The sequence below is a fragment of the Mesorhizobium sp. B2-4-12 genome (assembly GCF_006441575.1).
GTDB lineage: Bacteria > Pseudomonadota > Alphaproteobacteria > Rhizobiales > Rhizobiaceae > Mesorhizobium.
The window spans coordinates 124,001-149,314 of the sequence record NZ_VFVC01000008.1; the positions used below are offsets into that span (position 1 = coordinate 124,001).

The 25,314-nt window shown below is 62.5% G+C and carries 24 protein-coding genes, 1 other RNA gene and 1 pseudogene; 8 read left to right on the forward strand and 18 right to left on the reverse strand.

Going from position 1 to position 25,314, the window contains the following annotated elements:
• Positions 1–53 precede the first annotated feature (53 nt).
• The 3 genes from FJ934_RS07650 to ssrS form a co-directional block, all read right to left on the reverse strand.
• Complete coding sequence (locus FJ934_RS07650) at positions 54–878, reverse strand: YmdB family metallophosphoesterase (RefSeq protein WP_140608354.1); 825 nt, start codon at positions 876–878, stop codon at positions 54–56.
• Between the two features lie 63 nt (positions 879–941).
• The gene (locus FJ934_RS07655) at positions 942–1,529 is read right to left on the reverse strand and encodes a 5-formyltetrahydrofolate cyclo-ligase (protein WP_140608356.1); all 588 of its coding nucleotides are present in this window, start codon (positions 1,527–1,529) and stop codon (positions 942–944) included.
• Positions 1,530–1,725: 196 nt separating this feature from the next.
• A non-coding RNA gene (ssrS, locus tag FJ934_RS07660) (6S RNA) lies at positions 1,726–1,881 on the reverse strand.
• Between the two features lie 145 nt (positions 1,882–2,026).
• Between ssrS and FJ934_RS07665 the strand changes: the two genes are divergently transcribed.
• The 6 genes and pseudogenes from FJ934_RS07665 (at position 2,027) to msrB (ending at position 5,907) form a co-directional block, all read left to right on the forward strand.
• Complete coding sequence (locus FJ934_RS07665) at positions 2,027–2,866, forward strand: MoxR family ATPase (RefSeq protein ID WP_140608358.1); 840 nt, start codon at positions 2,027–2,029, stop codon at positions 2,864–2,866.
• 93 nt (positions 2,867–2,959) lie between these two features.
• Entirely contained in the window at positions 2,960–3,406 is a 447-nt protein-coding gene (locus FJ934_RS07670; RefSeq protein WP_140608360.1) for a GNAT family N-acetyltransferase, read from the forward strand.
• On the forward strand, positions 3,406–3,777 hold the full coding sequence (locus tag FJ934_RS07675; RefSeq protein WP_140608361.1) for a hypothetical protein: 372 nt from the start codon (positions 3,406–3,408) through the stop codon (positions 3,775–3,777). Before FJ934_RS07670 ends, FJ934_RS07675 begins: the two co-directional genes overlap by 1 nt.
• Positions 3,778–3,784: 7 nt before the next feature.
• Positions 3,785–4,204 (forward strand): hypothetical protein, encoded by a 420-nt coding sequence (locus tag FJ934_RS07680; protein ID WP_140608363.1) that lies wholly within the window; start codon positions 3,785–3,787, stop codon positions 4,202–4,204.
• Positions 4,205–4,207: 3 nt separating this feature from the next.
• A pseudogene (locus tag FJ934_RS07685) lies at positions 4,208–5,398 on the forward strand (VWA domain-containing protein).
• 104 nt (positions 5,399–5,502) lie between these two features.
• Positions 5,503–5,907 (forward strand): peptide-methionine (R)-S-oxide reductase MsrB, encoded by a 405-nt coding sequence (gene msrB, locus FJ934_RS07690; RefSeq protein WP_140608365.1) that lies wholly within the window; start codon positions 5,503–5,505, stop codon positions 5,905–5,907.
• A 70-nt stretch (positions 5,908–5,977) separates the two neighbouring features.
• Here the strand turns inward: msrB and FJ934_RS07695 are convergent, their stop codons facing one another.
• The gene (locus tag FJ934_RS07695) at positions 5,978–6,322 is read right to left on the reverse strand and encodes a hypothetical protein (RefSeq protein WP_140608367.1); all 345 of its coding nucleotides are present in this window, start codon (positions 6,320–6,322) and stop codon (positions 5,978–5,980) included.
• A gap of 174 nt (positions 6,323–6,496) precedes the next feature.
• Here FJ934_RS07695 and FJ934_RS07700 point away from each other — a divergent pair, with 174 nt between their 5' ends.
• On the forward strand, positions 6,497–7,003 hold the full coding sequence (locus tag FJ934_RS07700; RefSeq protein WP_140608369.1) for an arsenate reductase ArsC: 507 nt from the start codon (positions 6,497–6,499) through the stop codon (positions 7,001–7,003).
• 29 nt (positions 7,004–7,032) lie between these two features.
• Here FJ934_RS07700 and FJ934_RS07705 read toward each other — a convergent pair whose 3' ends face one another.
• From FJ934_RS07705 to FJ934_RS07760, 12 genes are all read right to left on the reverse strand, one after another.
• Positions 7,033–7,488 (reverse strand): hypothetical protein, encoded by a 456-nt coding sequence (locus FJ934_RS07705; RefSeq protein WP_140608371.1) that lies wholly within the window; start codon positions 7,486–7,488, stop codon positions 7,033–7,035.
• A 164-nt stretch (positions 7,489–7,652) separates the two neighbouring features.
• The gene (locus tag FJ934_RS07710; RefSeq protein ID WP_140608373.1) at positions 7,653–7,913 is read right to left on the reverse strand and encodes a DUF2312 domain-containing protein; all 261 of its coding nucleotides are present in this window, start codon (positions 7,911–7,913) and stop codon (positions 7,653–7,655) included.
• Between the two features lie 161 nt (positions 7,914–8,074).
• The gene (gene pyc, locus FJ934_RS07715) at positions 8,075–11,533 is read right to left on the reverse strand and encodes a pyruvate carboxylase (protein WP_140608375.1); all 3,459 of its coding nucleotides are present in this window, start codon (positions 11,531–11,533) and stop codon (positions 8,075–8,077) included.
• Positions 11,534–11,826: 293 nt separating this feature from the next.
• Positions 11,827–12,942, reverse strand: a complete 1,116-nt coding sequence (locus FJ934_RS07720; RefSeq protein ID WP_140608377.1) for a branched-chain amino acid ABC transporter substrate-binding protein — start codon at positions 12,940–12,942, stop codon at positions 11,827–11,829.
• A gap of 137 nt (positions 12,943–13,079) precedes the next feature.
• Positions 13,080–13,427: a DUF6867 family protein gene (locus FJ934_RS07725; RefSeq protein ID WP_140608379.1), complete on the reverse strand. Its 348-nt coding sequence runs from the start codon at positions 13,425–13,427 to the stop codon at positions 13,080–13,082.
• Between the two features lie 17 nt (positions 13,428–13,444).
• Entirely contained in the window at positions 13,445–14,173 is a 729-nt protein-coding gene (locus tag FJ934_RS07730) for an ABC transporter ATP-binding protein (RefSeq protein WP_140608382.1), read from the reverse strand.
• Positions 14,173–15,690, reverse strand: a complete 1,518-nt coding sequence (locus tag FJ934_RS07735; RefSeq protein WP_140608384.1) for an ATP-binding cassette domain-containing protein — start codon at positions 15,688–15,690, stop codon at positions 14,173–14,175. The genes FJ934_RS07730 and FJ934_RS07735 overlap by 1 nt, the downstream gene beginning before the upstream one ends.
• A complete protein-coding gene (gene livM / locus FJ934_RS07740; RefSeq protein WP_140608386.1) occupies positions 15,690–17,285 on the reverse strand; it encodes a high-affinity branched-chain amino acid ABC transporter permease LivM in 1,596 nt (531 codons plus the stop codon). The genes FJ934_RS07735 and livM overlap by 1 nt, the downstream gene beginning before the upstream one ends.
• 4 nt (positions 17,286–17,289) lie before the next feature.
• Complete coding sequence (locus tag FJ934_RS07745; RefSeq protein WP_140608388.1) at positions 17,290–18,192, reverse strand: branched-chain amino acid ABC transporter permease LivH; 903 nt, start codon at positions 18,190–18,192, stop codon at positions 17,290–17,292.
• 335 nt (positions 18,193–18,527) lie between these two features.
• On the reverse strand, positions 18,528–19,529 hold the full coding sequence (locus tag FJ934_RS07750; RefSeq protein WP_140608390.1) for a 4-hydroxyproline epimerase: 1,002 nt from the start codon (positions 19,527–19,529) through the stop codon (positions 18,528–18,530).
• Between the two features lie 15 nt (positions 19,530–19,544).
• Positions 19,545–20,864 carry an FAD-dependent oxidoreductase gene (locus FJ934_RS07755; protein ID WP_140608393.1) on the reverse strand — a complete coding sequence of 440 codons (1,320 nt, stop codon included), beginning with the start codon at positions 20,862–20,864 and terminating at the stop codon, positions 19,545–19,547.
• Between the two features lie 65 nt (positions 20,865–20,929).
• Entirely contained in the window at positions 20,930–21,823 is an 894-nt protein-coding gene (locus tag FJ934_RS07760; protein WP_140608395.1) for a dihydrodipicolinate synthase family protein, read from the reverse strand.
• 69 nt (positions 21,824–21,892) lie between these two features.
• On the opposite strand from FJ934_RS07760, the gene FJ934_RS07765 reads away from it, so the two are divergent.
• Positions 21,893–22,585: a GntR family transcriptional regulator gene (locus FJ934_RS07765; protein WP_181165549.1), complete on the forward strand. Its 693-nt coding sequence runs from the start codon at positions 21,893–21,895 to the stop codon at positions 22,583–22,585.
• A gap of 303 nt (positions 22,586–22,888) precedes the next feature.
• On the opposite strand, the gene FJ934_RS07775 is transcribed toward FJ934_RS07765, so the two are convergent.
• Together FJ934_RS07775 and FJ934_RS07780 are read right to left on the reverse strand one after the other, a co-directional pair.
• Positions 22,889–23,191, reverse strand: coding sequence for a hypothetical protein (locus FJ934_RS07775; protein ID WP_140608398.1), 303 nt, complete (start codon positions 23,189–23,191; stop codon positions 22,889–22,891).
• Positions 23,192–23,563: 372 nt separating this feature from the next.
• Positions 23,564–25,060 (reverse strand): CoA-acylating methylmalonate-semialdehyde dehydrogenase, encoded by a 1,497-nt coding sequence (locus FJ934_RS07780; protein WP_140608400.1) that lies wholly within the window; start codon positions 25,058–25,060, stop codon positions 23,564–23,566.
• Between the last annotated feature and the right edge of the window lie 254 nt (positions 25,061–25,314).

The following is a 25,314-nucleotide window of genomic DNA, read 5'->3' on the forward strand; positions in this document are numbered from 1 at the left end:
CGATCTAGAGCAGTTTCGTCGCCAGTTAGGTACTATACTCCAGCATATCAATGTCATGACCAGAAGGCCGGAGCCGTTTCTTCGAGCCGCGGCCCGCGACGAAACGGCGCGATCCGCTCGGTCAGTCCCGTGCGGTCGGAAATATCGACGCCGAGGCCACACAATGTCGCCGGGCCGGTCGCTGCCTCGAAGCGCCCTTTGGGCACTTTCGACAGGAACCGGTTGAGCGGCTCCTCCTTGTCCATGCCGAGCGAGGAATCGTAATCGCCGCACATACCGGCATCGGAGATGTAGCCGGTGCCGCCGTTCAGGATCTGGTGATCTCCGGTCGGCTGGTGCGTGTGGGTGCCGACGACGAGGCTGGCGCGGCCATCGACAAAATGCGCGAAGCACATCTTTTCCGAGGTCGCCTCGGCGTGGAAGTCGATGACCACCGCATCGGCCTGTTCGCCGAGCGGACAGGCGGCAAGCTCGCGCTCGCCAGCCTGGAACGGATCGTCGAGTTCGGGATGCATGAACACCCGGCCCATGATGTTGGCGACCAGCACGCGCGCGCCGCTTCTGGCGATGTAAACGCCGGAGCCGCGTCCGGGCGTGCCCTTGGGAAAATTGGACGGCCGCAGGAAGCGCTCTTCACGCGGCGCGAAGGCGAGTGCGTCGCGCTGGTCCCAGACATGGTTGCCGGTGGTCACGACATCGGCGCCGGCCGCGATGGTCTCGCGAAAGATCTCTTCGGTGATGCCGAAACCTCCAGCGGCGTTCTCGCCATTGACGATGACGAAATCGAGCTTGAAGTCGGAGATCAGGCCGGGCAGTTGTTCCCATACAGCAGTGCGGCCCGTCTTGCCGACCATGTCGCCGAGAAAGAGAAGTCTCATCTGCGCTTGATCCCGAAAAGTTGCATGACTTTTCGGCAAAGATCATGCGTTCCAAAGAACTATCTACAATTCTGGCGTGAAGCGGCGCAACCCGCTCTCGGTGAGTATTTCCGGGATGATGACATCATGGTCTTCGTCGGGCACCAGCGCGACCTCCTGGCAGTCGAAGGCAATTCCGATCAGCCGCGGCGGCTTTCCCTTGTCGACCAGCCTGGCGATGGCACGGTCATAATAGCCGGCGCCATAGCCGATGCGATGGCCACGCTTGTCGAAAGCGGCGAGCGGCACCAGCATCACCGAGGGGTCGAGCACCTCGGCCTCTTCGTGCGGGCCGACCGTGCCAAAGCCCATCTCGACCATCGGCGCGCCGCGCACCAGTTCGCGAAAGACGATGGTGGTCTTGTCGAGAATGGCAGGCAGGCAAAGCCTCGCGCCCTTCTCGCGCATGGCGAACATCAGCGGCCGCACGTCAACCTCCGAGCGCATTGGCCAGAAGCCGGAAACAACCTGGCCGGGCTCGAAGGCAATCTGGTCGCGCGCCGTCTCAGCCATTTCCAGCGCGACTTCCACCCGCCAGAATTCATCAAGCGCATCGCGGCGTCCAAGTGCTTCCTTGCGCAGCTGTTTTTTCAGGTCTTTTAAGGATGTCATGTAACCATGGTAGAAAAGGTCAGATTTGGATGGAGTTTTAGGAGCGACGTTTTCTACCGCATGATCCACCGAAGTGTCAGCGGTTCGGTGAAAAGATCATGCGTAAACGATAAACAGCGGAGCGAACTTTTTCATTCGTGAGCCCGCACAAAGCGGCGCGACGACAAAATCCGCCCAATATGGCCTCTTCGGCAGGTGACGATCCACACAACCGGTGGAGAGGTCGATCCCGGGTGCCTACAAAGTAGGTGGGCGCCGTGTGAGAAAACCCACGGGTCTTCCCAGGGACAGCTCCCTAAGGATCGTTAAGGCCCCGGGGAAAAGTGTCTCCTGCCGGGAAGCGCAGACCGTCTCGTCCAATATAGGCCGATGGTGCCCTGAGCACCAGAGAGTTGGCATTCTTTCCCTGCGGTTCTCACGGCTCGCCATCACCTGCCCACCCTTGCGCCAGCCGGGCCGCATCCTTACGGTCGCCCGGAACGAACCGAGGAGCAAAGATGCGTTTCGAAGGCACGGCGGCTTATGTCGCCGACAAGGACCTGATGGTGGCGGTCAACGCGGCGATCGCGCTGGAGCGGCCCTTGCTGGTCAAAGGCGAGCCCGGCACCGGCAAGACGGAACTCGCCCGCCAGGTGGCGGCGGCACTTGGGCTGGAGCTCATCGAATGGCACGTCAAATCGACGACGCGGGCGCAGCAAGGCCTTTATGAGTATGATGCCGTATCGCGCCTGCGCGACAGCCAGCTCGGCGATAGCAGGTTCAACGACATCAAGAACTACATCAAGCGCGGCAAGCTTTGGGACGCTTTTGCCGCCGGCAAGAAGGTCGTGCTTCTGATCGACGAGATCGACAAGGCCGATGTCGAGTTCCCCAACGACCTCTTGCAGGAACTCGATCGGATGGAGTTCTTCGTCTATGAGACCGGCGAGACCATCCGCGCCGCCGTCAGGCCGATCGTCATCATCACCTCCAACAACGAGAAGGAACTGCCGGACGCCTTTCTGCGCCGCTGCTTCTTCCACTACATCCGCTTTCCCGACGTCGACACGCTGCACAAAATCGTCGACGTGCACTATCCCGGCATCAAGCAGAACCTGGTGCGGGCGGCGTTGACCCAGTTCTACGAAATCCGTGAGGTGCTGGGGCTGAAGAAGAAGCCGTCGACCTCCGAGGCGCTCGACTGGATCCGGCTTCTGGTCGCCGACGACATCGCGCCTGAGGATCTACGCGCCGACCCGAAGAACGCCCTGCCGAAACTGCACGGCGCGCTGCTCAAGAACGAGCAGGACGTGCATCTGTTCGAGCGCCTTGCCTTCATGGCGAGACGGCAGGGCTAGGCTGACAGCAACAGCGCTTTCCCACGCTGTGGACCGTTGCCGGCAAGCGGCCATTGACGCAGCTTCGGGCCGAAGCATCGAAGGGAACCAGAAATGTCCGAAATCATCGTCCGGCCGCTCGCGCAATCCGACCACGCCGACTGGCGCCGCCTGTGGACCGACTATCTGACCTTCTACGAGACGAAGCTGCCGGAAGAGGTTTACGCCCTCACCTGGAAACGGCTGTTCACGGAAGGCGAATTCGAGCCGAAGGGTTTTATCGCAACGCTCGACGGCAAAGCCGTCGGCCTCACCCACTATCTCTACCATCGCTCCGGCTGGTCGGAGAAAAACAACTGCTATCTGCAGGATCTGTTCGCCGATCCGGATGTGCGCGGCAAGGGCATAGGTGCGGCCCTGATCGAAGCCGTGAAGCAGGAGGCCGGCAAGATCGGCGTCAAGAACGTCTACTGGATGACGCACGAGACCAACGCCACCGCGCGCAAGCTCTACGACCGTGTCGCGCGCCGCACCGGCTTCATCGAGTATGATCTGCTCTGATGAAATCGCCGGCAGAGCGCGCAAGGCCGATCTGGAACGCTGACCGGTTTGAGGCTCTGAAACACATAAGCGCGGTCTTGCAGGAAAGCGAGTTCCAGCCGCTCTATGCCAGCTATATCGGATATCTCGAGTTGCGGGAGCGCGGGCTAAGAAAGCAGTCCTTCGCGCAACTTGATGCCTTTATCGAACAGATAGTATCTGATCCATTCGAGGTTCGACTGTCCGTCGTCCGGCATCTTATCGGTGCAATTGAAGGCTGTTGGCATAGTTGGCCTGCACCGGACAACTGGCAATTGCCCGAACAAGCGTTTCGGCGCCCTGATTGGACCTCTCTGGCAGGAGTGGCGGCAACGGGAACCTGCCAATCCTGAGGCTTGGGTGTATAGCTTCGGCAATCTGTCGCATGACGTTGATTGCAGGGAGGTTGCATTCCTGTTGAACCCAGCTCATCCACGCTATCAGTATGCTCATCTGGATGGTCTCTGTCGGCAGTTGAACTACGAACTGCACGAACTCGGGCACACCGAACGGATTCTTTGCAGCCCAGAACATTTTAGCGAACTGACCAACTCGGTTTCCACCGTTGCGGGGGCAATCGGTGACAACATAGCTGATGAGGTGGTGCAAACGCCTGCTAAACTGGACGAGCTGGCGGCTGCCTATCGCAACCACCGGGAGGAAAGAGGCGGCTTCCTGGGGGAACTCCTGCTGCTCGGTCGCCAGGACCTTATCGACTTCCCCATATTGCCCGCCAAACGGTGGTTTCGCGTCTTGCCTACTTTCCTCTTTGGTGGATAGCCGATGTTCATCCCCTTCTTCCTTGAGCTGAAGGCAGCGCGTGTTCCGGTCTCCTTGCGGGAATATCTTTCGCTGCTGGAAGGCCTGGAAGCCGGGCTGGTCGACTACGATGTCGAGGGTTTTTACTACCTCGCCCGCGCCGCCCTGGTGAAGGACGAGCGCCACATCGACCGCTTCGACCAGGTGTTCGCGCATGTCTTCAGGGGTGTCGAGGCACTGGCCGGACCGGATGCCATCGATGTCGCCGACATTCCCGAGGAATGGCTGCGCCGCCTAACTGAAAGGCACCTGACCGAGGAAGAGAAAAAGCTGGTCGCAGCACTTGGCGGTTTCGACAAGCTGATGGAGACGCTGAAGCAGCGGCTCGAGGAACAGAAGGGGCGTCATCAGGGCGGCTCGAAATGGATCGGCACCGGCGGCACCTCGCCGTTCGGCGCCTATGGCTACAACCCCGAAGGCGTGCGCATCGGCTAGCACGAAAGCCGCAACCGCCGCGCGGTCAAGGTGTGGGACAAGCGCGAGTTCCGCAATTTCGACGATGCGGTCGAGCTTGGCACCCGCAACATCAAGATCGCCTTGAAGCGGCTGCGCCGCTGGGTGCGCGAGGGTGCTGAGGAAGAATTCGACCTGCCCGGCACCATCCATGCCACGGCCGAGCACGGCTATCTCGACGTGCGGACGCGGCCCGAGCGCCGCAATGCGGTGAAGCTTCTGATGTTCTTCGATGTCGGCGGCTCGATGGATGACCATATCAAGAGCGTCGAAGAGCTGTTTTCGGCCGCCCGCGCCGAGTTCCGCCAACTTGAATATTTCTACTTCCACAATTGCCTCTATGAGGGCGTGTGGAAGGACAACCGACGCCGCCATGCCGAGACGGTTCCGACCTTCGATCTCATCCACAAATACGGGCCGGACTACAAGGTGATCGTCGTCGGCGATGCCTCGATGAGCCCCTACGAGATCGCGCACCCCGGCGGTTCGGTGGAGCACTGGAATCCGGAGGCCGGCACCGTCTGGCTCGGCCGCCTTCTGCGGCAATGGCCGAACGCGGTTTGGCTCAATCCGGAGAGCGAAAAGAACTGGGACTATACCCATTCCATCGCCATGATCCGCGATATCTTCGGCGGCCGCATGTTCCCGCTGACGCTCGCCGGGCTTGAGGCCGCAACCAAGCAGCTTTCAAGGAAGCACTGAGCCCTCGGGACACATCGGTGCTGGGCAGGCGTGTAACAAATGCCTATGTTGACGCGAATATGAGGCTGCAACCAATAACGAGCCGCCAAGGCTGAGGAGATCAAATGGACACCCACACCTACCCCGTCACCCGCACCGATGCCGAATGGCGCGCCCGGCTGACGCCGGAGCAATATGCCGTCATGCGCGGCCATGGCACCGAGCGGCCGGGAAGCTGCGCCCTGCTCTACGAGAAGCGCGCCGGCACCTTTTCCTGCGTCGGTTGCGACCAGCCGCTGTTTGAATCCAAGTTGAAGTTCGAGAGCGGCACGGGCTGGCCGAGCTTCAACGACCCGGTCCCGGGCTCGGTGGAGACCACGGTCGACCGCAGCTACGGCATGGTCCGCACCGAATGCCACTGCGCCCGTTGCGGCAGCCATCTCGGCCATGTCTTCGAGGATGGCCCGCCGCCGACCGGCCTGCGCTACTGCATCAACGGCGTGGCCTTGAAATTCGAGCCGGCGGCCTGAACAGGGCCCGGTCGACATTTCCTGCGAAGGGCGGCTCCGGCCGCCCTTTTTCATAGGCAGGCAGCCCGCGTCAGACGACGACTGTCGCGATCAGCCAGAGCGCCGACCCCAGCATGACGAGCGAAGCCTTGGCACCGCCAACTTTCTCGGCCGTCCGCCACACGGCCCATGTCAGGAAGATGTTGTAAGGCACCGGCGCGAAATGCACCGCCAGCACCAGGACAAGCGGCAGCTTCAGGCTGAGCAGGACAAGTGCCGCCACCGATGAGGCGATGCTGATAGTGGTGGCTACGAAGACCATGTCGCGCCAGAACAAGCGGTCGAGCGGCACGGTGCCGCGCCAGCGCGAACGGAAGAAGCCGGTTTTGTCACCGATTCCCCTGGGCACCGCGCCCGATCGATCAACCTCGTTCATCAATCGAGCCTCGCTCAAGTGCAACGCCGAAGGTTTCGGCCGCGTATCGACGGCAGGACGCCACGAAATTCAGCGCTGACAATGCAGAAATCTGCCGTCAAAGCGTGTACGATCACAGAACTGTGACACTCATCATATTCTGTCATTTGCAGCGCAAACACGGAGGAGTTCGCAATGGGCGACCATGTCTACAATGTCCTCTTTCTCTGCAACGCCAACTCGGCCCGGTCGATCATGGGCGAGGCCATTCTCAATCGTCTCGGTGCCGGCCGCTTCAAGGCCTATTCCGCCGGCTCGCGCCCGAAGGGAACCGTCAACCCCCATGCGCTGCAGCTGCTGGAGAGCCTGAACTACGACACGTCCTTCGCCAGGTCGAAGAGTTGGGACGAGTTTTCCAAACCCGGTGCACCGGAAATGAACTTCGTCTTCACCGTCTGCGACAGCACGGCCGATGAAAGCTGTCCGGTGTGGCCCGGCCATCCGATGACGGCACTTTGGGCGGTGCCGGATCCGGCCAAGGCCGAAGGCACCGAAGCCGAGCGGCATTTTGCTTTCGCCGAGGCCTTTCGCATGATGAGCAACCGCATCGCACTGTTCGTAAACCTGCCGATAGGATCTCTCGATCGACTGGCTCTGCAGCAGGAGCTGGACGAAATTGGCCATGATGAGCGGTCAAACTGAAGCCGGGCAGCAAGGCACGAGCGGAGTCGTCAGATTTGCGGCCGCCCTTCGTCTCCCAGCACCTCGACGACGGCGCGCTCGACGCGCGAGCATTCCGTAACCAGCCAGTCGGCCATCGCAGGCCAGTTGTCCTCGGCAAAGCAGTTGACCCGCCACATCGAGTTGATGCCGAGGCCCTCGCAACTCTGCTCCGGCCTGAGCCTCAGCCGGCCTTCGATCGCCGGCTGGAACGGCTTCAGCCGCGACCAGCTTTGCGTGGCGCCGAATTTCTCGTTGCGGCCGAAGAACACGCCGACATGGTTTTGCGCCGGCGCGACATACATGGAAAGGACCAGGGCGAAGTCGGGCAGCCCGCGCTGCCAGAACCAGGGCCCGCGCCGCGCCAGCCGGGCTCTCTCTTCCGGGTGACGCTCGGCGAACTGCGTCCAGAAGCCCCGATGGCGGAACTCCGAGGCGCGTCGGCCACCGAAGTCGAACTCGCTCATGGCCGAGTGTCCCGCACATCCTGGCCGAGACCGTTTCGAAATTCGCTCCGGCGAGTCATATGGTGGTGGTTTCGAGAACCGTAGCGCAGCGGACACTTGGGTCCGTGGGAAGCGCGGAAAACACCATCAGGTAGCCGCCGGAGTAGAGTTTCCAAACGGTCTCCTTACACCATGCCGAGCGCGGCCATGTACAGATCGAGGATGGCATCCTCCTCCTGGCGCTCGGCCTGGTCCTTCTTGCGCAGGCGGATGATAGTCCGCATCGCTTTTGTGTCGAAGCCGGTGCCCTTGGCCTCGGCGAACACTTCCTTGATGTCGTCGGAGATCGTCTTCTTTTCTTCCTCGAGCCGCTCGATGCGCTCGATGAAGGCACGCAGCTGGCCGGCGGCAACAGTCTGGCTGGTCTCGGTAATATCGTCGGCCATGTTTTTCTCCAAAAATCGACTCCGCGCCGCGACTCGGGAAACGTGCCGCGGCGAATTTCAGCGGTTCGATGCCCGACCGGGGCCGGCGGGTCAAGCTGTTATCGAGCGAGCCGTGAGGCTGCCGCCAGAAGCCGACAGCCATCCACACCAAGAATGCCTGGCTAATTGAAAGCTATGAGCAGATCCTTCGCATCGATCTGATCGCCGGCCTTCACCAGAACCTCTGCGACCGTGCCATCGCGTTCGGCATGCAGCGCCGTCTCCATCTTCATCGCCTCGATGGAGAGCAGCACATCGCCGGCCTTCACCGCCTGACCGGCGGCAACCGAAAGTGCGGAGACCACCCCCGGCATCGGCGCACCGACATGCGCCTCGTTGCCGGGCTCTGCCTTGCGGCGCGCCTTGGCCGCGGAAGCGCCATGCGCACGGTCGGGCACCTTCACACGCCGCGGTTGGCCGTTGAGTTCGAAGAACACGGTGACCATCCCCTTCTCGTCGACATCGCCGATGGCCAGGCACCGCACCACCAGCGTCTTGCCCTTCTCGATGTCGACGAAGATCTCGTCTTCCGGCTTCATGCCGTAAAAGTAGGTCGGCGTCGGCAGAACGCTGACCGGACCATAGGTTTCCTGCGCGGCGACGAAGTCGGAAAACACCTTCGGATACATCAGCCACGAAGCGAATTCGTGTTCCGAGAGCTTGCGCTCCAGCTTGTCCTCGATCTCCTTGCGGCTGGCCTTGAGATTGGCCGGCTTCAACAGCGAACCGGGACGCACGGTGATCGGCTTGTCGCCCTTCAGCGCCTTCTTCTGCAAGGCTGGCGGCCAGCCTCCCGGGGACTGGCCAAGATCGCCACGCAGCATCGAGACAACCGAGTCCGGGAAGGCGATGTCCCTGGCCGGGTTCTCGACATCGGCGACGGTCAGGTCCTGGCTGACCATCATCAGCGCCATGTCGCCGACCACCTTGGACGACGGCGTCACCTTGACGATGTCACCGAACATCAGATTGACGTCGTGATAGGCCTGCGCCACCTCGTGCCAGCGTGTCTCCAGCCCGAGCGAGCGCGCCTGCTCCTTGAGATTGGTGAATTGCCCGCCCGGCATTTCATGCAAATAGACTTCCGAAGCCGGCCCTTTCAGGTCGCTTTCGAAGGCGGCATACTGGTTGCGCACCGCTTCCCAGTAGAACGAGATTTTGCGGATCCATTGCGGGTCGAGGCCCGGGTCGCGCTCGGTGCCCTTCAACGCCTCGACGATCGACCCCAGGCAAGGCTGCGACGTATTGCCGGAGAAGGCATCCATCGCCGCATCTATTGCGTCGACGCCGCTCTCCACCGCTGCCAGCACGGTTGCCGCCGACAGGCCTGACGTGTCGTGGGTATGGAAATGGATCGGCAGGTCGGTCGCCTCGCGCAGCGCCTTGAACAGCACGCGGGCGGCCGCCGGCTTCAATAGGCCGGCCATGTCTTTGACCGCAATGATATGAGCGCCGGCGGCCTGCAATTCGCTGGCCAGACCGACATAATATTTCAGGTCGTATTTGGCGCGCGCGGGATCGAGAATGTCACCGGTGTAGCACATCGCTGCTTCGATCAGCTTGCCCTCGGCGCCGACAGCGTCCATGGCGACCCGCATGTTTTCGACCCAGTTCAGGCAGTCGAAGACGCGGAACAGGTCGATGCCGCCGGCAGCTGCCTGCTTGACGAAATGCTGCACGACATTGTCGGGATAATTGGTGTAGCCGACGCCGTTGGCGCCGCGCAGCAACATCTGCAGCAACAGATTGGGGGCTGCCTCGCGCACTCGCGACAACCGCTCCCACGGGTCCTCGGTAAGGAAGCGCATGGCGACATCGAAGGTCGCGCCGCCCCAGCATTCGAGCGACAGAAGCCGCGGCAGGGCGCGCGCATAGGTGCCGGCGATGCCGGCAATGTCATGCGTGCGCACGCGGGTCGCGAGCAGCGACTGGTGGCCGTCGCGCATCGTCGTGTCGGTGACCAGCACTTCCTTCTGCTCGCGCATCCAGACTGCGAATTTCTCCGGGCCGAGCACATCGAGCTTCTGCTTGCTGCCGCCGGGCACGTTGCCGTTGAGATAGGGCACGACGGGTGCGGCCGCATCGGCCTTCGGCATCGGCCGGCCGCGTGTCTCGGGATGGCCATTGACGCTGACGTCGGCCAGATAATTGAGCAGCTTGGTTGCGCGGTCCTGGCGCTTGACCTGCTGGAACAGCTCCGGCGTCGTGTCGATGAACTTCGTCGTATAGGAATTATCGGCGAAGCTCGGGTGGTTGATGATGGCTTCGAGGAAGGTGAGATTGGTGGCGACGCCGCGGATACGGAACTCGCGCAGCGCGCGGTTCATTCGCGCGATGGTCTCGGCCGGCGTCGGCGCCCATGCCGTCACCTTCTCCAGCAGCGGATCGTAGAACCGGGTGATGACCGCGCCGGAATAGGCGGTGCCGCCATCCAGCCGGATGCCGAAGCCGGTGGCGCCGCGATAGGCGGTAATGCGGCCGTAGTCCGGAATGAAATTGTGCTCGGGATCCTCGGTGGTGATGCGGCACTGCAAGGCATGGCCGTTCAGCCTTATATCCCTCTGTGCCGGGACACCCGATTCAGGCGTGCCGATGGCGAAACCGTCAAGAATGTGGATTTGGGCTTTGACGATGTCGATGCCGGTCACCTGCTCGGTGACGGTATGCTCGACCTGGATACGCGGATTGACCTCGATGAAATAGAACCTTCCGGTATCGGCGTCCTGCAGGAACTCGACCGTGCCGGCGCCGATATAGCTGGTCTCGCGCGCGATCTTCAGCGCATGTCCGCAGAGCTCCTCCCGCTGCGACATTTCAAGGTATGGCGCCGGCGCCCGCTCGACCACTTTCTGGTTGCGGCGCTGGATCGAGCAGTCGCGCTCGAACAGGTGCACGACGTTGCCATGGGTGTCGCCAAGCACCTGCACCTCGACGTGGCGCGCGCGCTCGATCAGCTTTTCAAGATAGACCTCGTCCTTGCCGAAGGCGGCCTTCGCCTCGCGCTTGCCCTCCGTGACCTCGCGGGCAAGATCGGCCTCGGAGCGGATAGCGCGCATGCCGCGTCCGCCGCCGCCCCACGAGGCCTTCAGCATCACGGGATAGCCGATCTCCTTGGCCAGTTTCTTGACCGCCTCCATGTCGTCCGGCAACGGATCGGTGGCGGGGATCACCGGCACGCCAACCTCGATGGCGAGGTTGCGCGCCGCGACCTTGTTGCCGAGGCGGCGCATCGTGTCCGGCTTCGGGCCGATGAAGGTGATGTCCGCTTGCGCGCAGGCTTCGGCGAATTCGGGGCTTTCGGACAGAAGCCCGTAGCCCGGATGGATGGCATCGGCGCCCGAAAGCCTGGCGACGCGGATCACTTCCTCGATCGACAGGTAACTTTCGATCGGCCCCATGTCCTTGGTAAGATGCGGGCCGCGCCCGACCTGGTAGCTTTCGTCGGCCTTGAAGCGGTGCAACGAATATTTGTCTTCCTCGGCCCAGATCGCCACGGTTTTGAGGCCCAGTTCGTTGGCCGCGCGAAAGACGCGGATGGCGATTTCTGACCGGTTGGCGACGAGTATCTTCGTGATTGCCAAGGACTGGGCTCCAGTAGCGGAAGGGAAGAGAAATCGGCGCAATGATTAGCGTGAAAATGCTGCAGCGCAAACAAAATCGACGCCTATTTAAACCGATTTAAATCAATTATCCGGCCAACACTCGCACGCATTCGTTCGAACGGGCGGAACAATGGCGACAATTTCGATCCTGGATGCGATCTTTCCCGGCTGGGAGGAGCTGGCAAAAGAGGCCATCCGCCGCCGGAACACGCCAAAGAAAATGCCCGGCGCGAAGCGCCGGGCATCACTAATGTCAAACCTGCCTGAGCGGCTTATTTCGGGAACCAGGAATACTTCCCGTCGTCCTTCTTCTTCCACTCGTACATGATGTAGCCCGGCAGCTTGGGGTCGCCCTTGGCATCATAGGCGAGATCGCCCAGAACCGTGGGGAACGGGCCGTTCTCATGCATCGCCTTGGCAACGGCCTGCGGGTCGTTGGTCTTGGCGGCGGCGGCCGCCTCGGCGACAACCTGCACGGCGGCATAGGCGTAGAGCGTGTAGGCTTCCGGCTCGAAGCCCTGCGCGCGGAACTTCTCGACGAGTTCCTTGTTGGCCGGGATCAGCCGTGGGTCGGGCCCGAACGTGTTGAGCGTGCCGGCGACGGCGTCGCCCGCGATCGCGGCGAGTTCGTCCGTCACGATGCCGTCACCCGACATCATCGGTGCCTTGAGGCCCTGGTCCGCGGACTGGCGGATGATCAGGCCGGCTTCGGTGTGCAGGCCGCCCCAATAGATCAGGGTGACGCCGGCTTCCTTCATCTTGGCGATGAGCGCCGAGAAGTCCTTGTCGCCGACATTGACACCTTCATACATCACTTCCTTGACGCCAGCGGCGTTCATTGCCTTCTTGGTTTCATCGGCGAGACCCTGGCCGTAAGGGGTCTTGTCGTGCACGATAGCGACTTTGGCATCCTTGAAATTCGCGGCGATATAAGCGCCGGCGATGCTGCCTTGCTGGTCGTCGCGTCCGCAGGTGCGGAACACGTTCCACAGGCCGCGCTCGGTGAATTTCGGGTTGGTCGCGGCCGGCGTGATCTCGACGATATTGTTTTCGGCGTAGACTTCCGAGGCCGGGATCGACACGCCCGAGTTGAAGTGACCGATCACGAACTTGACGCCGTCGCCGACGAACTTGTTGGCGACCGAGATGCCCTGCTTCGGATCCGAGACGTCGTCGCCGACTTCGAGCTTGATCTGCTCGCCGTTGATGCCGCCCTTGGCGTTGATCGCGGCAACAGCGGCCTCGGCGCCCTTCTGCAACTGCGCGCCGAAGGCCGCGTTCGGACCGGTGATCGGACCGGCGACGCCGAACATTACATCAGCCCACGCGTTGCCGCCGAACGCGAGCAGCGCGGTCAGGGCGACGGCGGACAATAGTGACTTTTTCATTGAAACGCTCCCATTAACGGAGTGGGCGTGAATGAAGCTTTCATGCGATGCCCACCCTTATCGCAGAAAGCATAGTTTGCCGATTTTCAGGCACTTGTCACGCCGATTCATCCCTGAAGCGGCGTTAATGATGAACCTCAACCTTTCGGTTTCCAGCTCAAGATTGAAGCTCTTTCGTAGAGCCAATTATATTGTGTCACCATCTGGTTGGTTCGCGTGTATTGATAGCCGATGAAGCCCAGTATCATCAGCACGATGGTGTCGACGATATAGTAATGCAGCGAGAACATCGTGCCGTCGAACAGCGCGTGATGGATGAAGCGGATGCCGAGGCCGAGGCCCAGCAGATAGGCGAACAGCTGGATGAAGCTGCGCCATGTCTGGGCGCTGGCCTTGCCCGTCATCCAGGCCGCCCAGCCGCCGAGCAGGCAGGTGACGAAGAAGAACTGCCAGATCGACGGTTCCTCGTAGAGAATGCCTTGCATGGTGGAGACTCCTGAACTCAGTGGTGGCCGCCTTCGAGATAGGCGGCGCGCACTTCGGGATTGGCGAGCAGTTCCTTGCCGGTGCCGCTCATCGTCACATTGCCGTTGACCATGACATAGCCGCGGTTGGCGAGCTTGAGCGCGCCGAACGCGTTCTGCTCGACCAGGAACACCGTCAGCCCCTGGGTGCGGTTCAATTCGCGGATGGCATCGAAGATTTGCTTGACGATCAGCGGCGCCAGCCCGAGCGACGGCTCGTCGAGCAAAAGCAGCTTCGGCCGCGCCATCAGCGCGCGCCCGATCGACAGCATCTGCTGCTCGCCGCCCGAGAGCGTGCCGCCGCGCTGGGCGATGCGCTCCTTCAGCCGTGGGAACAGCGTGAACACCTTCTCGACGTCCTCGGCATAGTGCTTGAGGTTGTCGAGACTGGCGCCCATCTGCAGGTTTTCCATCACCGTCATGCGCGGGAAGATGCGCCGTCCTTCCGGCGACTGGGCGATGCGCAGGCGCGCAATCTCGTGCGTCGGCAACTGGGTGATGTCGGTGCCGGCGAAGGTGATGCTGCCGGTACGGGCGCGCGGCGCCCCGAAGATGGTCATCATCAGTGTCGACTTGCCGGCGCCGTTGGCGCCGATCAGCGCCACGATCTCGCCCTGCTTGACGGTGACGTCGACGCCGTTCAGCGCCCGGATGTTGCCGTAATAGGTCTGCACACCTTTGATATCGAGCAGTGTCGTACCGGCCATTACTTGCCTCCTCCGCGCTTGCCGGTCGCAGGCTTGGCGGCGGCTGTTTTTCCGGAAGCCGCGCCGGCGCTCTTTGCCGACGCATGGCTGGTCGCCACCTTGCCCGCATCGACGCGGCGCGAGAATTCCGTGTCCTTGCCCTGCCCGAGCAGCCTGGCCTGCTTGACCCACTCCTCGCGCTCTATGCGCCCGTCAAAGGCGAGATAGGCTTCGGCGGCCTCGACGTCGGCCTTCTTCCAGGCGCCGATCTGGTCGAAGTGGAAGATGCCGTGATCGTTGAGCTTCTTCTCGTTGACCTTACCGATGCCCTTGATGCGGGTCAGGTTGTCGGCCTTGCCGCCACGCGGAGCAGCGAGACGGTTCGAAACGCCCTCGGCCTTTGCCGTGGGTGCCTTGGCGGCCGGCTTCTTTGCTGCCGCTTTCGCGAGCGGCTTGGCGGCCGGAGCCGGCTTTGTCGCCCGTTCAGCTTTAGCCACAACGGCTTTGCTCGCCACGGTCACGGTACGCGCGTCGATCTGCGCAGCCTTCGAGGCGCCTTTCGACACGGTGACGCGCTCGCCCTCGCTGTGGCTGACCGTGTCACTCACCGGTCCGGCCAGATACGACGCCGAGGTGCCCGGGCCATGCGCGGCGTCGGGACCGGTATCGAGCTGTTCGATGACGTCCTCGTCGCCGACTTCGGTCAGCACGGTCTCGACCTCCTCGTCATCGACGCCGAGATAGGCGGCGATGACGCGCGGATCGGTGCGCACCGACTGCGGATTGCCGTCGGAGATCTTGCGGCCATATTCCAGAACCACGACATGGTCGGAAATCTGCATGACCACCGACATGTCATGCTCGATCAAAAGGATCGAGGCCCCTGAGGTGTTCTTGATGTCCATCAGCAGCTTGTTGAGAGCGGCCGATTCCTTCGGGTTGAGGCCGGCCGCCGGCTCGTCGAGGCACAGAAGCTCCGGACCGGTGCACATGGCGCGCGCGATCTCGAGGCGCCGCTGCGCACCATAGGGCAGGTCGCCGGCCGGATCGTCGGCCCGATCGACGAGGTCTGCTTTCTCCAGCCAATGCCTTGCGAGCTCGATCGACTCGGCCGAAGCCTGCCGGTAGCTCGGGAAACCGAACAGGCCAAGCACCGTATAGCCCGAAGCCTTCATCAGCTTGTTGTGCTGAGCGACGAGGAGGTTTTCCAGCAGCGTCATGCCCGAGAACAGGCGGATGTTCTGGAAGGTGCGCGCCACCTTGGCGCGCGCCGGGATCTCGTGGTTGGGCAATCGTTCCAGGAGATAGCTCGAGCCATCGGCACGGTTGAGCGTGATCATGCCTTCCGATGGCTTGTAGAAGCCGGTGATGCAGTTGAACACGGTGGTCTTGCCGGCGCCGTTGGGGCCGATCAGCGCCGTGATCTCGCCGCGCTTGGCGGTGAAGGACAGGTCGCCGATGGCGACCAGGCCGCCGAACTTCATCGACAGGTGATCGACCTGCAGGATGGCGTCGTTCATTTGTGTGTTCGCATCCATCAGCCGTGGCCCTCCTTGGTGAAGGAGCCTGAGACCGCTTTTCGCTCCTTCAGGAAGGCCGTCGGTTCCCTGCTGCCGACAAAGCCGCGCGGCTTCCACAGCATGACGATCACCATGGCCATGCCGAACAGAAGCATGCGGTAGAGTTCCGGTGTGAAATCAGGCCCGAAGACCTGCTTGAGGAAGTCGAGTTCGCGCAACGCCTCGGTGCCGCCGATCATCACCATCGCGGCAACCGCGATGCCGACCAGCGAGCCCATGCCGCCCAGAACGACGATGGCCAAGATGATCGCCGATTCCAGGAAGACGAAGGATTCCGGGCTGACGAAGCCTTGCCGCGCGGCGAAGAACGAGCCGGCGAAACCGCCGAACATGGCACCGGTGGCGAAGGCGGTCAGCTTGGTTGTGGTGGTGTTGATGCCGAGCGAGCGGCAGGCGATCTCGTCCTCACGCAAGGCTTCCCAAGCACGACCGACCGGCAGACGGCGCAGCCTGATGGTGACGAAGGCGGTAAGCAGGCACAGGCCCAGGATCAGATAGTAGAGGAAAATCTTGTAATAGGCGCTCGAGGTCGCGAGATGCAGAACCTTGGCAATGTAATTGGGGTCCGACACATTGAAGGTCATCAGGCCGAAGAAGGAAACCTTGGGAATGCCGGAGATACCGGCCGAGCCGTTGGTCACCTCGCGCCAGTTGATCAGCACCAGCCGGATGATCTCGCCGAAGGCGAGCGTCACGATCGCCAGATAATCGCCGCGCAGGCGCAGCACGGGGAAGCCGAGCAGCACCCCCCAAAGGGCGGCCATGCAGCCTGCGGCCGGCAGCAGGATCCAGAACGACAGGCCGTAATGCGTGGCAAGAAGCGCATAGGCATAGGCGCCAAGTGCATAAAAAGCGACGTAGCCAAGGTCGAGCAGGCCGGCCAGCCCAACGACGATGTTCAATCCCCAAGCCAGCATCACATAGATCAGTATCTGGATGCCGAAATTGTCGACCCATTTCAGCGAGCCCTGCAGCCCTCCAGCAATCGACCAGGCGTTCAGCGACAGCACCGCGACCACCAGAATCGGGTACAGCACCAACGCTGTGATGCCCAATTTGGTGAAGTTGGCATGAATGAAGGCGCGGAAGTAGTAGATCACGCAACCCAGCACATAGATGACCGCCAGGGCGCGCAGGAATTGGAGATAGCCGGCCGGTTCTGCTCCCACCCATCCGGCGAGAGAGCTGCCCAACACGAACAGCAGCACGGCCGCCACGACAGCCAGGATGAACGCCGGCAACTGAAAGAACCGTGACCCCACGCTGGCCGGTAACAGACCGGTGGCGACGTCGGCGATCTTCTGGTTGGCCATGAAGGGCTGGCCGTAGGCGACATAGAGGAAACGCCCGACGGCCGTGGCGATCACCACGGCGGTGAGCAAGCCCCAGCGCTGAGTCAGGACCAGTTCATTGGACATGTTCTGACCGGTTTTCAGCCCGATGAACAGCACGAACAGGCCAAGCGCGATGGCGCCGGCATAGAACGCTTCCCGAAGGGCGCGCTGCATGGGGCTGGCGACGGTGTCGCGCTCACGAGATACGGTCACGGCCATGGTCTCAAACCTTTTCGACTTCAGGCCGGCCCAATATGCCGGAAGGCAGGAAGATCAGCACGATAGCCAGGATCGAGAACGCCGCGACGTCCTTGTAGTCGATCGAGAAATAGGCCGACCACATGCTCTCGATGAAGCCGATCAGGAGCCCACCGAGCACGGCGCCGGGAAGCGAGCCGATGCCGCCAAGCACCGCCGCCGTGAATGCCTTTACCCCCGGCACAAAACCGTCGGAGAAGGCCACCACGCCATAGTACATCAGGAACAGCGTGCCGGCGACGGCGGCAAGTGCAGCACCCATGATGAAGGTGATGGAGATGGTGCGGTCGACATCGATGCCGAGCAATGCCGCCATCTTGCGGTCCTGCTCGCAGGCGCGCTGCGCCCGGCCAAGCGAGGTCTTGTTGACCAGGTACCAGAACAGCACCAGCAAAAGGGCGGTGACGATGACGATGATGATCTGCTTCAGCGACACGCTGACTCCGTCGATGTTGTAGACCTTCGACACCATCGGCGGGATCGGCTTGTTGCGGGGACCCTGCGTGACCTGGACGAAATTGGACAGCGCGATCGACATGCCGATGGCGGTGATCAGCGGCGCCAGCCGGAACGAACCGCGCAGCGGCCGGTAGGCCACCTTCTCGATCGTCCAATTGTAGAGGCTTGTGAGCAGCATCGCCACGATCATCATGACCAGCAGCGCGATGACCACGGGCACCGAATAGAACAGCGCGCCGAGGATGAGGAAGACGATCAGCGCGGTGAAGGCGCCCACCATGAAAATGTCGCCATGGGCGAAATTGATCATGCCGATGATGCCGTAGACCATCGTGTAGCCGATCGCGATCAGCCCATAGATCGATCCCAGCGTCAGCCCGTTGATAAGCTGCTGGACAAAGTACTGCATGTGTACATGGCTCCCCTGGAATGTCGCCCATGCAGACGCATTCCTTTTCGTATTTCCCCTAGTCGTAAAGTTTCGAGCCCGGATTGCAACGTGATTTTTCGATCGCCATGCGCGTTTCCAATGCACGCCATTTCGACTGCCCGTTTTTTTGAACCCGGCCTCTGGACTATCGCGGACCCTATCATTGGCATAACGCAATGTCTTTGACGATTCAGCCCTATCATGCGCGCCGTTTCGAAGAAATCGCCGTCAAAATAAGTTGATGAAGGGATTCCTTGCGCTGCTGACGGCATTCCTTCTTGCGCCTTTATGCCTTCCGTAGCGTGATGAATCGCCTATTTGACCACGAACCCATGCGCGAACGGATCGCGGTCGTCGATGAAGATCGTGTTCAGTCCGGTCATGCGCGCCCAGCCGCCGATCGAGGGGATGATCGCCGGCTTGCCCGCCACGGTGACCTCCTTTTCGACCTTGCCCTTGAACAGCGAACCGATGATCGATTCATGCACGAAGGCGTCGCCTGCCTTGAGCTTGCCCTTGGCATGGAGCTGCGCCATCCGCGCCGAGGTACCGGTGCCGCAAGGTGAGCGGTCGATCGCCTTGTCGCCATAGAAGACGGCGTTGCGGGCATCGGCCCCTTCCACCGTCGGCTTGCCGGTCCACAGCATGTGCGACAGCCTGTTGATGCCGGGATTCTCCGGATGCACGAAGGCATATTTCTCGTTCAGCCGCTGCCGCACCACCGGGCTCCAGGCAATGAGGTCGCCGGCGGAATGGTCGGCCATGTCGCGATAATTCGCCTGCGGCTCGACGATGGCATAGAAATTGCCGCCATAGGCGACATCGACGGTGATCTCACCGAGCCCGGGACATTCGACCGTCAGCCCTTCGGCATAAAGGAACGACGGCACGTTGGTGATGCGCACCTCCTCGACATATTCGCCGACCTGCTTGTATTCGGCGGTGACCAGGCCGGCCGGCGTGTCGAGCCTTAGCACACCTGGCGTCCTTGGCTTGATCAGCCCGTGCTCGATCGCCATCGTGACCGTGCCGATGGTGCCGTGGCCGCACATCGGCAGGCAGCCCGAGGTTTCGATGAACAGGATGGCGATGTCGCAATCCTCGCGCGTCGGTGGGTAGAGAATCGACCCGGACATCACGTCGTGGCCGCGCGGCTCGAACATCAGGCCGGTGCGGATCCAGTCATACTCGGCGAGGAAATGCGCGCGCCGTTCCATCATTGTCGAACCCTGCAGCAGGGGGCCACCGCCGGCGACCAGCCGCACCGGATTGCCGCAAGTGTGGCCGTCGATACAGAAGAAGGATTTCTTGGCCATGTCGCTCCTCGAAAATCAAAACCGTTGTGGGCTGAAGGGGGCCAGGTCAACGGACGGAGTCTGCCCCAGGACGAGCTCGCGGATCAACCGTCCGGTCGCCGCAGCCTGGGTCAGGCCGAGATGACCGTGACCGAAAGCATACACCACCGACCGGGCGCCCGGCGCATTGCCGATGACTGGCACCGAATCCGGCAGCGAGGGGCGGAACCCCATCCATTCGCGCCCGCCCGACGGATCGAGCCCCGGCAGGAATTGCTGCGCCTTCTGCAAAAGCGCTTTCGACCTGCTGAAGTTGGGCGGCCGCTCGATGCCGCCGAGTTCGACGGCACCGCCCACGCGCAGGCCCGTGTCGAGCGGCGTGATGACGAAACCATGGCCGGAGAAGATCAGCTGCCGCTTCACGTCGAAGGCGCCATTCGGCAATGTCGTGTTGTAGCCGCGCTCGGTCTCCAGCGGAATGCGATCGCCGAGCTGCCGCGCCAGAAGATGCGACCAGGCGCCGGCGGCGACAACGAGCCGCCTGGCGCGCCTAATGGTTCCGTCGGCCAGCGTCAGTGCCGCGCCGTCCTGATCCGCCGCGATCCGGTCGATGCGGGCCGTTTCAAAGCGGGCGCCCTTGGCCTCGGCATAGGCCCATACTGCCTTGCCGAGCAGTTTCGGATCGGCGACCGTCTTCCAGCCCGGCACGAACATGCCCTTGACGAAGCGCGGTGACAGTCCCGGCTGCAGAGCCGCCAGCCCCTTGCCGTCGACATGGCGGAAGCCGATGCCGAAGCGTTCGCGCGCCGCCCAGCCCGGCAGCGTGGCGCGGAACTCGGCTTCGCTTTCGTAGAGTTCCAGCGAACCGTCCTCGCGCAGCATCGGCCGCGTGCCGGAACGATCGAGCAGATACATCCACTCCGCTTCTGCAAGCCTCATCATGCCGGCCTGGGTGGCGAGGCTGGCCTCGTATTTCGCCGCTGCGCCGGCGCGCCAGAACCGGAATAGCCAGGGCAAGAGTTTCGGCAGGTAGGCGGGCGGGATGCTGAGCGGGCCCAGCGGATCGGCCAGCCATTTCGGCAACTGGCGGATCATGCCCTTGTGGGCCAGCGGCAACACGTCGGAGAAGGCGAAGGCGGCGGCATTGCCGGAACTGGTCTCTTCGCAGATGCCGGTGCGGTCGAAGACCGTGACATCCAGCCCCGCCTCGGCAAGGAAGGCGGCCGCGCAGATGCCGATGATGCCGCCGCCGACGATGGCGATGTCCTCCCCTTCTCCCCGTTCACGGGGAGAAGGGGCCCGAAGGGCGGATGAGGGGCGGCGCCCTGCTTCTGTCGACTTGGAATTTCCGGCCACGTGGGGCGCTGCTCCTTATCTGGCTGCCGCCATCTTCCCCCATGAGAAGGAAGAAGAACTTACCCTCAAAATTTCGGCAGTGTCGGCCGTACCGCCAGTGCATCCTTGACGATCTTCTCGACCGCCTTGCGGCGCTCGCCAGACAGCGGCTGGCGCGGCATCCGGACACGGTCGTTGGTCTGGATGGTGAAGACTTCGGCGAGCTTGATGTTCTGCACCAGATAGGTCGAGACATCGAGGTCGAGCAGCGGCCGGAACCAGCGGTAGATGGAGAGCGCCTCCTCGCGGCGGCCCTGCTTCATCAGCTGGTAGATGGCGACGGTTTCGCGCGGGAAGGCGGTGACCAGGCCGGCCACCCAGCCGATGGCGCCGACCGACAACGCCTCGAAGGCAAGATTGTCGACGCCGGTGAACAGGTCGTAACGCCTGCCCAGGCGGTTGATGATCTCGGTCGACCGGCGGATGTCGTCGGAGGATTCCTTGATGGCCACGAAGCGCGTGTCCGACGCCAGCTCCTCCATCTGGTCGACGGTGACGTCGACACGGTAGGCGAGCCGGTTGGAGTAGATCATCACCGGTAGATCGCCGGCCTCGGCGACGGCACGCAGGGCCGCGACCGTCTCTTCCGCATTCGTGTGGTAGATCGGGCTCGGCACCACCATCAGGCCATTGGCGCCTTCCCTGGCCGCACGCTTGGCGATGCTGGCCGCCTCGCGGGTGCCAGCCTCGTTGACCGTCAGCAGCACCGGCTTCTTGCCGGCGACTTTCTGCGCGGTCTTCAGCACCTCGATCTTCTCGTCATGCGACAGCATCGGCCCTTCGCCGAGCGAACCGCAGACGATGATGCCGTCGCAGCCGGCCTCGATCTGCAGATTGAAGCAGCGTTCCATTTCGGCATGGTCAAGGCGATCGTCGGCGGTGAATTTGGTCGTGACGGCAGGGAAAACTCCGGTCCACATGATCATATCTCCATCTGATATATCAGACGTATATCTGTTAAGAAAGCAGCTGTCAATGCGGAATTCGTCATGATATATTTTAGATATATCAGGAGACCGCCATTGATATCCATAGAAGCAGGCATGCCGTCCGAGCCGGCGGCGACCAAGGCCTACCGCGTGCTCGAGCATATGATCGTCACGTTGGAACTGGCGCCGGCGAGCTTTGTCACCGAGGGCGCCCTCATCGAAAAGCTGGCGCTCGGCCGCACGCCGGTGCGCGAGGCGATCCAGCGGCTGGCCTGGGAAGGGCTGCTGGACGTCAGGCCACGCGCCGGCATCGCCATTGCGCCGCTGCATCCGGGCGACTGGCTGCGCGTGCTCGACGCCCGGCGCGGCGTCGAGGTGGTGCTTGCCCGCTCGGCTGCCCGCTTCGTCACCCGCGAGGCCGCCGACCTGTTTCACGAGGCGGCCCTCGCCATGCAGAAGGCGGTCATCTCCGGCAATGTGCTTGCCTTCATCCAGGCCGACAAGGCGCTCGACGAGGCGCTGGCGCTGGCCGCCGACAATCCGTTCGCCGCACGGCTGGCCGCACCCTTGCAGACCCACAGCCGCCGCTTCTGGTTCCGCTACAAGGCCGATACCGGGCTGGCGGAATCCGCCGAGCACCATGTTGCCTTGATCCGCTCGATCCTCGACGGCGACGAGGAAGCCGCGGCCAAGGACGCCAAGAGGCTGATGGCGCTGCTGCGCGGCCATGCCGAGGTCGCCGCCACGCGTTGATCGGGCGGCTCAGGTCCCGTGCGCCATCGCGGCCACAGTGAGGTTGTTCTCCCCGCCCTCGCCAGCCGCGAGGATGCAGCTTCGGCCTTCACGTCGGATATCGGCATCGTCCAGGACCCGCTTGCCGAAACCTAAACCTCGACATTGGTGGCCTGTCCGACCACGCCGTAGCCAATCTGCTTTCCCGCGACGACGTCGCTGTGACCGCCGCAAACGAGTTGTGGGTCTTGCGGTGCGCTGGAAAGGGCCGCCAGTCAAGCATGAGTCCTGCCGCGATAGTGGCAGTGACACACAGAACTTCGCTCAAGCGCCCGGCAGGGCTGCTTTCATTGTCGAACTGTCCCAGCCTTCGCCGACGGACAGAATGCAACTCTGGCCCTTGGTATCGGAGGCCAGTACGGTCCAACTGCCCTGTTCGGAAACAAAGACCTCCAGGATCACGCTTGGGTTGATCAGGCCACGCCCGGCTTGGCTCTCATGGAAATTGTCGCCGAGCGCCTTGACGATGTCGGCGCGCGCGGCGCATTGCCCGCCCGCTTCAGCCTGCACGACACCGGACATTGCCATGGCCGTGCAAAATATCGTTGCAATAAAACGTCGTTTCATCTGACACCTCCTTGCGCCAGACGAGAACCCCGGGTTGACACCGGCGCTGTCGGATTGCCTGCCCATCGCAGGAATACAGCAAAAGCCGTAGCCCGGCCGCTTTGTTCCATCACATTAGCGTTTAGACATATAGCGTGGCGTGAGAATCAAAAGGCCCGGGGTGCGCCCGGGCCTTTTGATCAATCATCGTCGGGATGACGACTCGGCACCGTCCCTTAGGCCGGCCCGCGCGTCCGCAGCCGAAGGCGAAGACGCGCAAGCAAGAAATCGTCCGGTCAGTTCATCGTCGGGATGACGAACTCGGCGCCATCCTTGATGCCGGCCCGCGCGTCCGCAGCCGAAGGCGAGGACGCGCAAGCAAGAAATCGTCCGTCAGTTCATCGTCGGGATGACGAACTCGGCGCCGTCCTTGATGCCGGACGGCCAACGTGAGGTCACCGTCTTTGTCTTGGTGTAGAAGCGGAACGCATCCGGGCCGTGCTGGTTGAGATCTCCGAAGGACGATGCCTTCCAGCCACCGAACGTGTAATAGGCGATCGGCACCGGGATCGGCACGTTGACGCCGACCATGCCGACCTGGACACGGCTTGCAAAGTCGCGCGCGGCGTCGCCGTCGCGGGTGAAGATGGCAACGCCATTGCCCATCTCGTGGTCGTTGGCGAGGTTGATCGCATCCTCGTAACGCGGCGCGCGCACCACCGACAGCACCGGCCCGAAGATTTCTTCCTTGTAGATGCGCATGTCTGATGTGACATTGTCGAACAGGCAGCCACCCATGTAATAGCCGTCCTCGTAGCCCTGCATCTTGAAGCCGCGGCCATCGACGACAAGCTTGGCGCCTTCCTTGACGCCAATATCAACATAGCCCTTGACGCGCTCCAGTGCCTGGGCAGTCACCAGCGGGCCGAAATCGGCGGAAGAATCCGTCGATGGGCCGACCTTCAGGCTTTCGACGCGCGGCACCAGCTTTTCCATCAGCCGGTTGGCCGTGTCGTTGCCGACCGGGACGGCAACCGAGATCGCCATGCAGCGCTCGCCCGCCGAACCGTAGCCGGCGCCGATCAGCGCATCGACGGTCTGGTCCATGTCGGCGTCGGGCATGATGATCATGTGGTTCTTGGCGCCGCCGAAGCACTGCACGCGCTTGCCGGCCGCGGTGCCACGCGAATAGATGTAATGCGCGATCGGCGTCGAACCGACAAAGCCGATGGCCTTGATGTCGGGATCGTCAAGGATGGCGTCGACCACATCCTTGTCGCCATTGACGACATTGAGGATGCCCGCCGGCAGGCCGGCCTCGATGAACAGTTCGGCAATGCGCATCGGCACGCCCGGATCGCGCTCGGAGGGCTTCAGGATAAAGGCGTTGCCGCAGGCGATGGCCGGCGCGATCTTCCACAGCGGGATCATCGCCGGGAAGTTGAACGGCGTGATGCCGGCCACGACGCCGAGCGGCTGGCGCATCGAATAGACGTCGATGCCGGGGCCGGCGCCATCGGTGAACTCGCCCTTCATCATATGTGGCGCGCCTATGCAGACCTCGACTACTTCGAGGCCACGCTGGATGTCGCCCTTGGCGTCGGCAATAGTCTTGCCGTGCTCGCGCGCCAGGATGTCGGCCAATTCGTCATAGTCGCGCTGGACCAGTTCGAGAAACTTCATCAGCACGCGCACGCGGCGCTGCGGGTTGGTGGCGGCCCACTTCGGCTGCGCCGCCTTGGCGTTCTCGACCGCGGCGCGCAGTTCCTGCGCCGAGGCCAGCGCAACCGTGCCGCGCACGGAGCCGTCCATCGGCTGCATCACGTCCTGCTTGCGACCGCTGGTGCCGGCGACGCGCTTGCCGCCGATGAAATGACCGTATTCGATCATGCTTTCTCTCCCTGAGGTTGTGAATGCCGCATTGTCCGCCTTTGGCCGGCGGAAGGCAACGTGAGGGAGATCGCAACCGTTGTGCGCGGAATAGATAACGATTGACGGATGAGCATCAATTCTCGCAAATTAGAGGGTGTGTTCGTCACGCTGGAATTGTCAGGTTTGAGTCCATTCGCGCCCCCCTCTGTCCTGCCGGACATCTCCCCCACTTGGGGGGAGATCAGTCGGCCGCGCCGCTGAAACCTGGCCTG

What these genes read in the sequence shown, in the direction of transcription:
- FJ934_RS07705 (WP_140608371.1), bottom strand. Translation starts at nt 7,488, where the DNA reads ATGAGCGAGTTCGACTTCGGTGGCCGACGCGCCTCGGAGTTCCGCCAT.
- FJ934_RS07675 (WP_140608361.1), top strand. Translation starts at nt 3,406, where the DNA reads ATGAAATCGCCGGCAGAGCGCGCAAGGCCGATCTGGAACGCTGACCGG.
- FJ934_RS07780 (WP_140608400.1), bottom strand. Translation starts at nt 25,060, where the DNA reads ATGATCGAATACGGTCATTTCATCGGCGGCAAGCGCGTCGCCGGCACC.
- msrB (WP_140608365.1), top strand. Translation starts at nt 5,503, where the DNA reads ATGGACACCCACACCTACCCCGTCACCCGCACCGATGCCGAATGGCGC.
- FJ934_RS07760 (WP_140608395.1), bottom strand. Translation starts at nt 21,823, where the DNA reads ATGTGGACCGGAGTTTTCCCTGCCGTCACGACCAAATTCACCGCCGAC.
- FJ934_RS07665 (WP_140608358.1), top strand. Translation starts at nt 2,027, where the DNA reads ATGCGTTTCGAAGGCACGGCGGCTTATGTCGCCGACAAGGACCTGATG.
- FJ934_RS07650 (WP_140608354.1), bottom strand. Translation starts at nt 878, where the DNA reads ATGAGACTTCTCTTTCTCGGCGACATGGTCGGCAAGACGGGCCGCACT.
- FJ934_RS07725 (WP_140608379.1), bottom strand. Translation starts at nt 13,427, where the DNA reads ATGCAAGGCATTCTCTACGAGGAACCGTCGATCTGGCAGTTCTTCTTC.
- FJ934_RS07670 (WP_140608360.1), top strand. Translation starts at nt 2,960, where the DNA reads ATGTCCGAAATCATCGTCCGGCCGCTCGCGCAATCCGACCACGCCGAC.
- livM (WP_140608386.1), bottom strand. Translation starts at nt 17,285, where the DNA reads ATGGCCGTGACCGTATCTCGTGAGCGCGACACCGTCGCCAGCCCCATG.
- FJ934_RS07735 (WP_140608384.1), bottom strand. Translation starts at nt 15,690, where the DNA reads ATGGATGCGAACACACAAATGAACGACGCCATCCTGCAGGTCGATCAC.
- FJ934_RS07720 (WP_140608377.1), bottom strand. Translation starts at nt 12,942, where the DNA reads ATGAAAAAGTCACTATTGTCCGCCGTCGCCCTGACCGCGCTGCTCGCG.
- FJ934_RS07655 (WP_140608356.1), bottom strand. Translation starts at nt 1,529, where the DNA reads ATGACATCCTTAAAAGACCTGAAAAAACAGCTGCGCAAGGAAGCACTT.
- FJ934_RS07765 (WP_181165549.1), top strand. Translation starts at nt 21,893, where the DNA reads ATGATATATTTTAGATATATCAGGAGACCGCCATTGATATCCATAGAA.
- FJ934_RS07695 (WP_140608367.1), bottom strand. Translation starts at nt 6,322, where the DNA reads ATGAACGAGGTTGATCGATCGGGCGCGGTGCCCAGGGGAATCGGTGAC.
- FJ934_RS07700 (WP_140608369.1), top strand. Translation starts at nt 6,497, where the DNA reads ATGGGCGACCATGTCTACAATGTCCTCTTTCTCTGCAACGCCAACTCG.
- FJ934_RS07775 (WP_140608398.1), bottom strand. Translation starts at nt 23,191, where the DNA reads ATGAAACGACGTTTTATTGCAACGATATTTTGCACGGCCATGGCAATG.
- FJ934_RS07710 (WP_140608373.1), bottom strand. Translation starts at nt 7,913, where the DNA reads ATGGCCGACGATATTACCGAGACCAGCCAGACTGTTGCCGCCGGCCAG.
- FJ934_RS07745 (WP_140608388.1), bottom strand. Translation starts at nt 18,192, where the DNA reads ATGCAGTACTTTGTCCAGCAGCTTATCAACGGGCTGACGCTGGGATCG.
- FJ934_RS07750 (WP_140608390.1), bottom strand. Translation starts at nt 19,529, where the DNA reads ATGGCCAAGAAATCCTTCTTCTGTATCGACGGCCACACTTGCGGCAAT.
- FJ934_RS07730 (WP_140608382.1), bottom strand. Translation starts at nt 14,173, where the DNA reads ATGGCCGGTACGACACTGCTCGATATCAAAGGTGTGCAGACCTATTAC.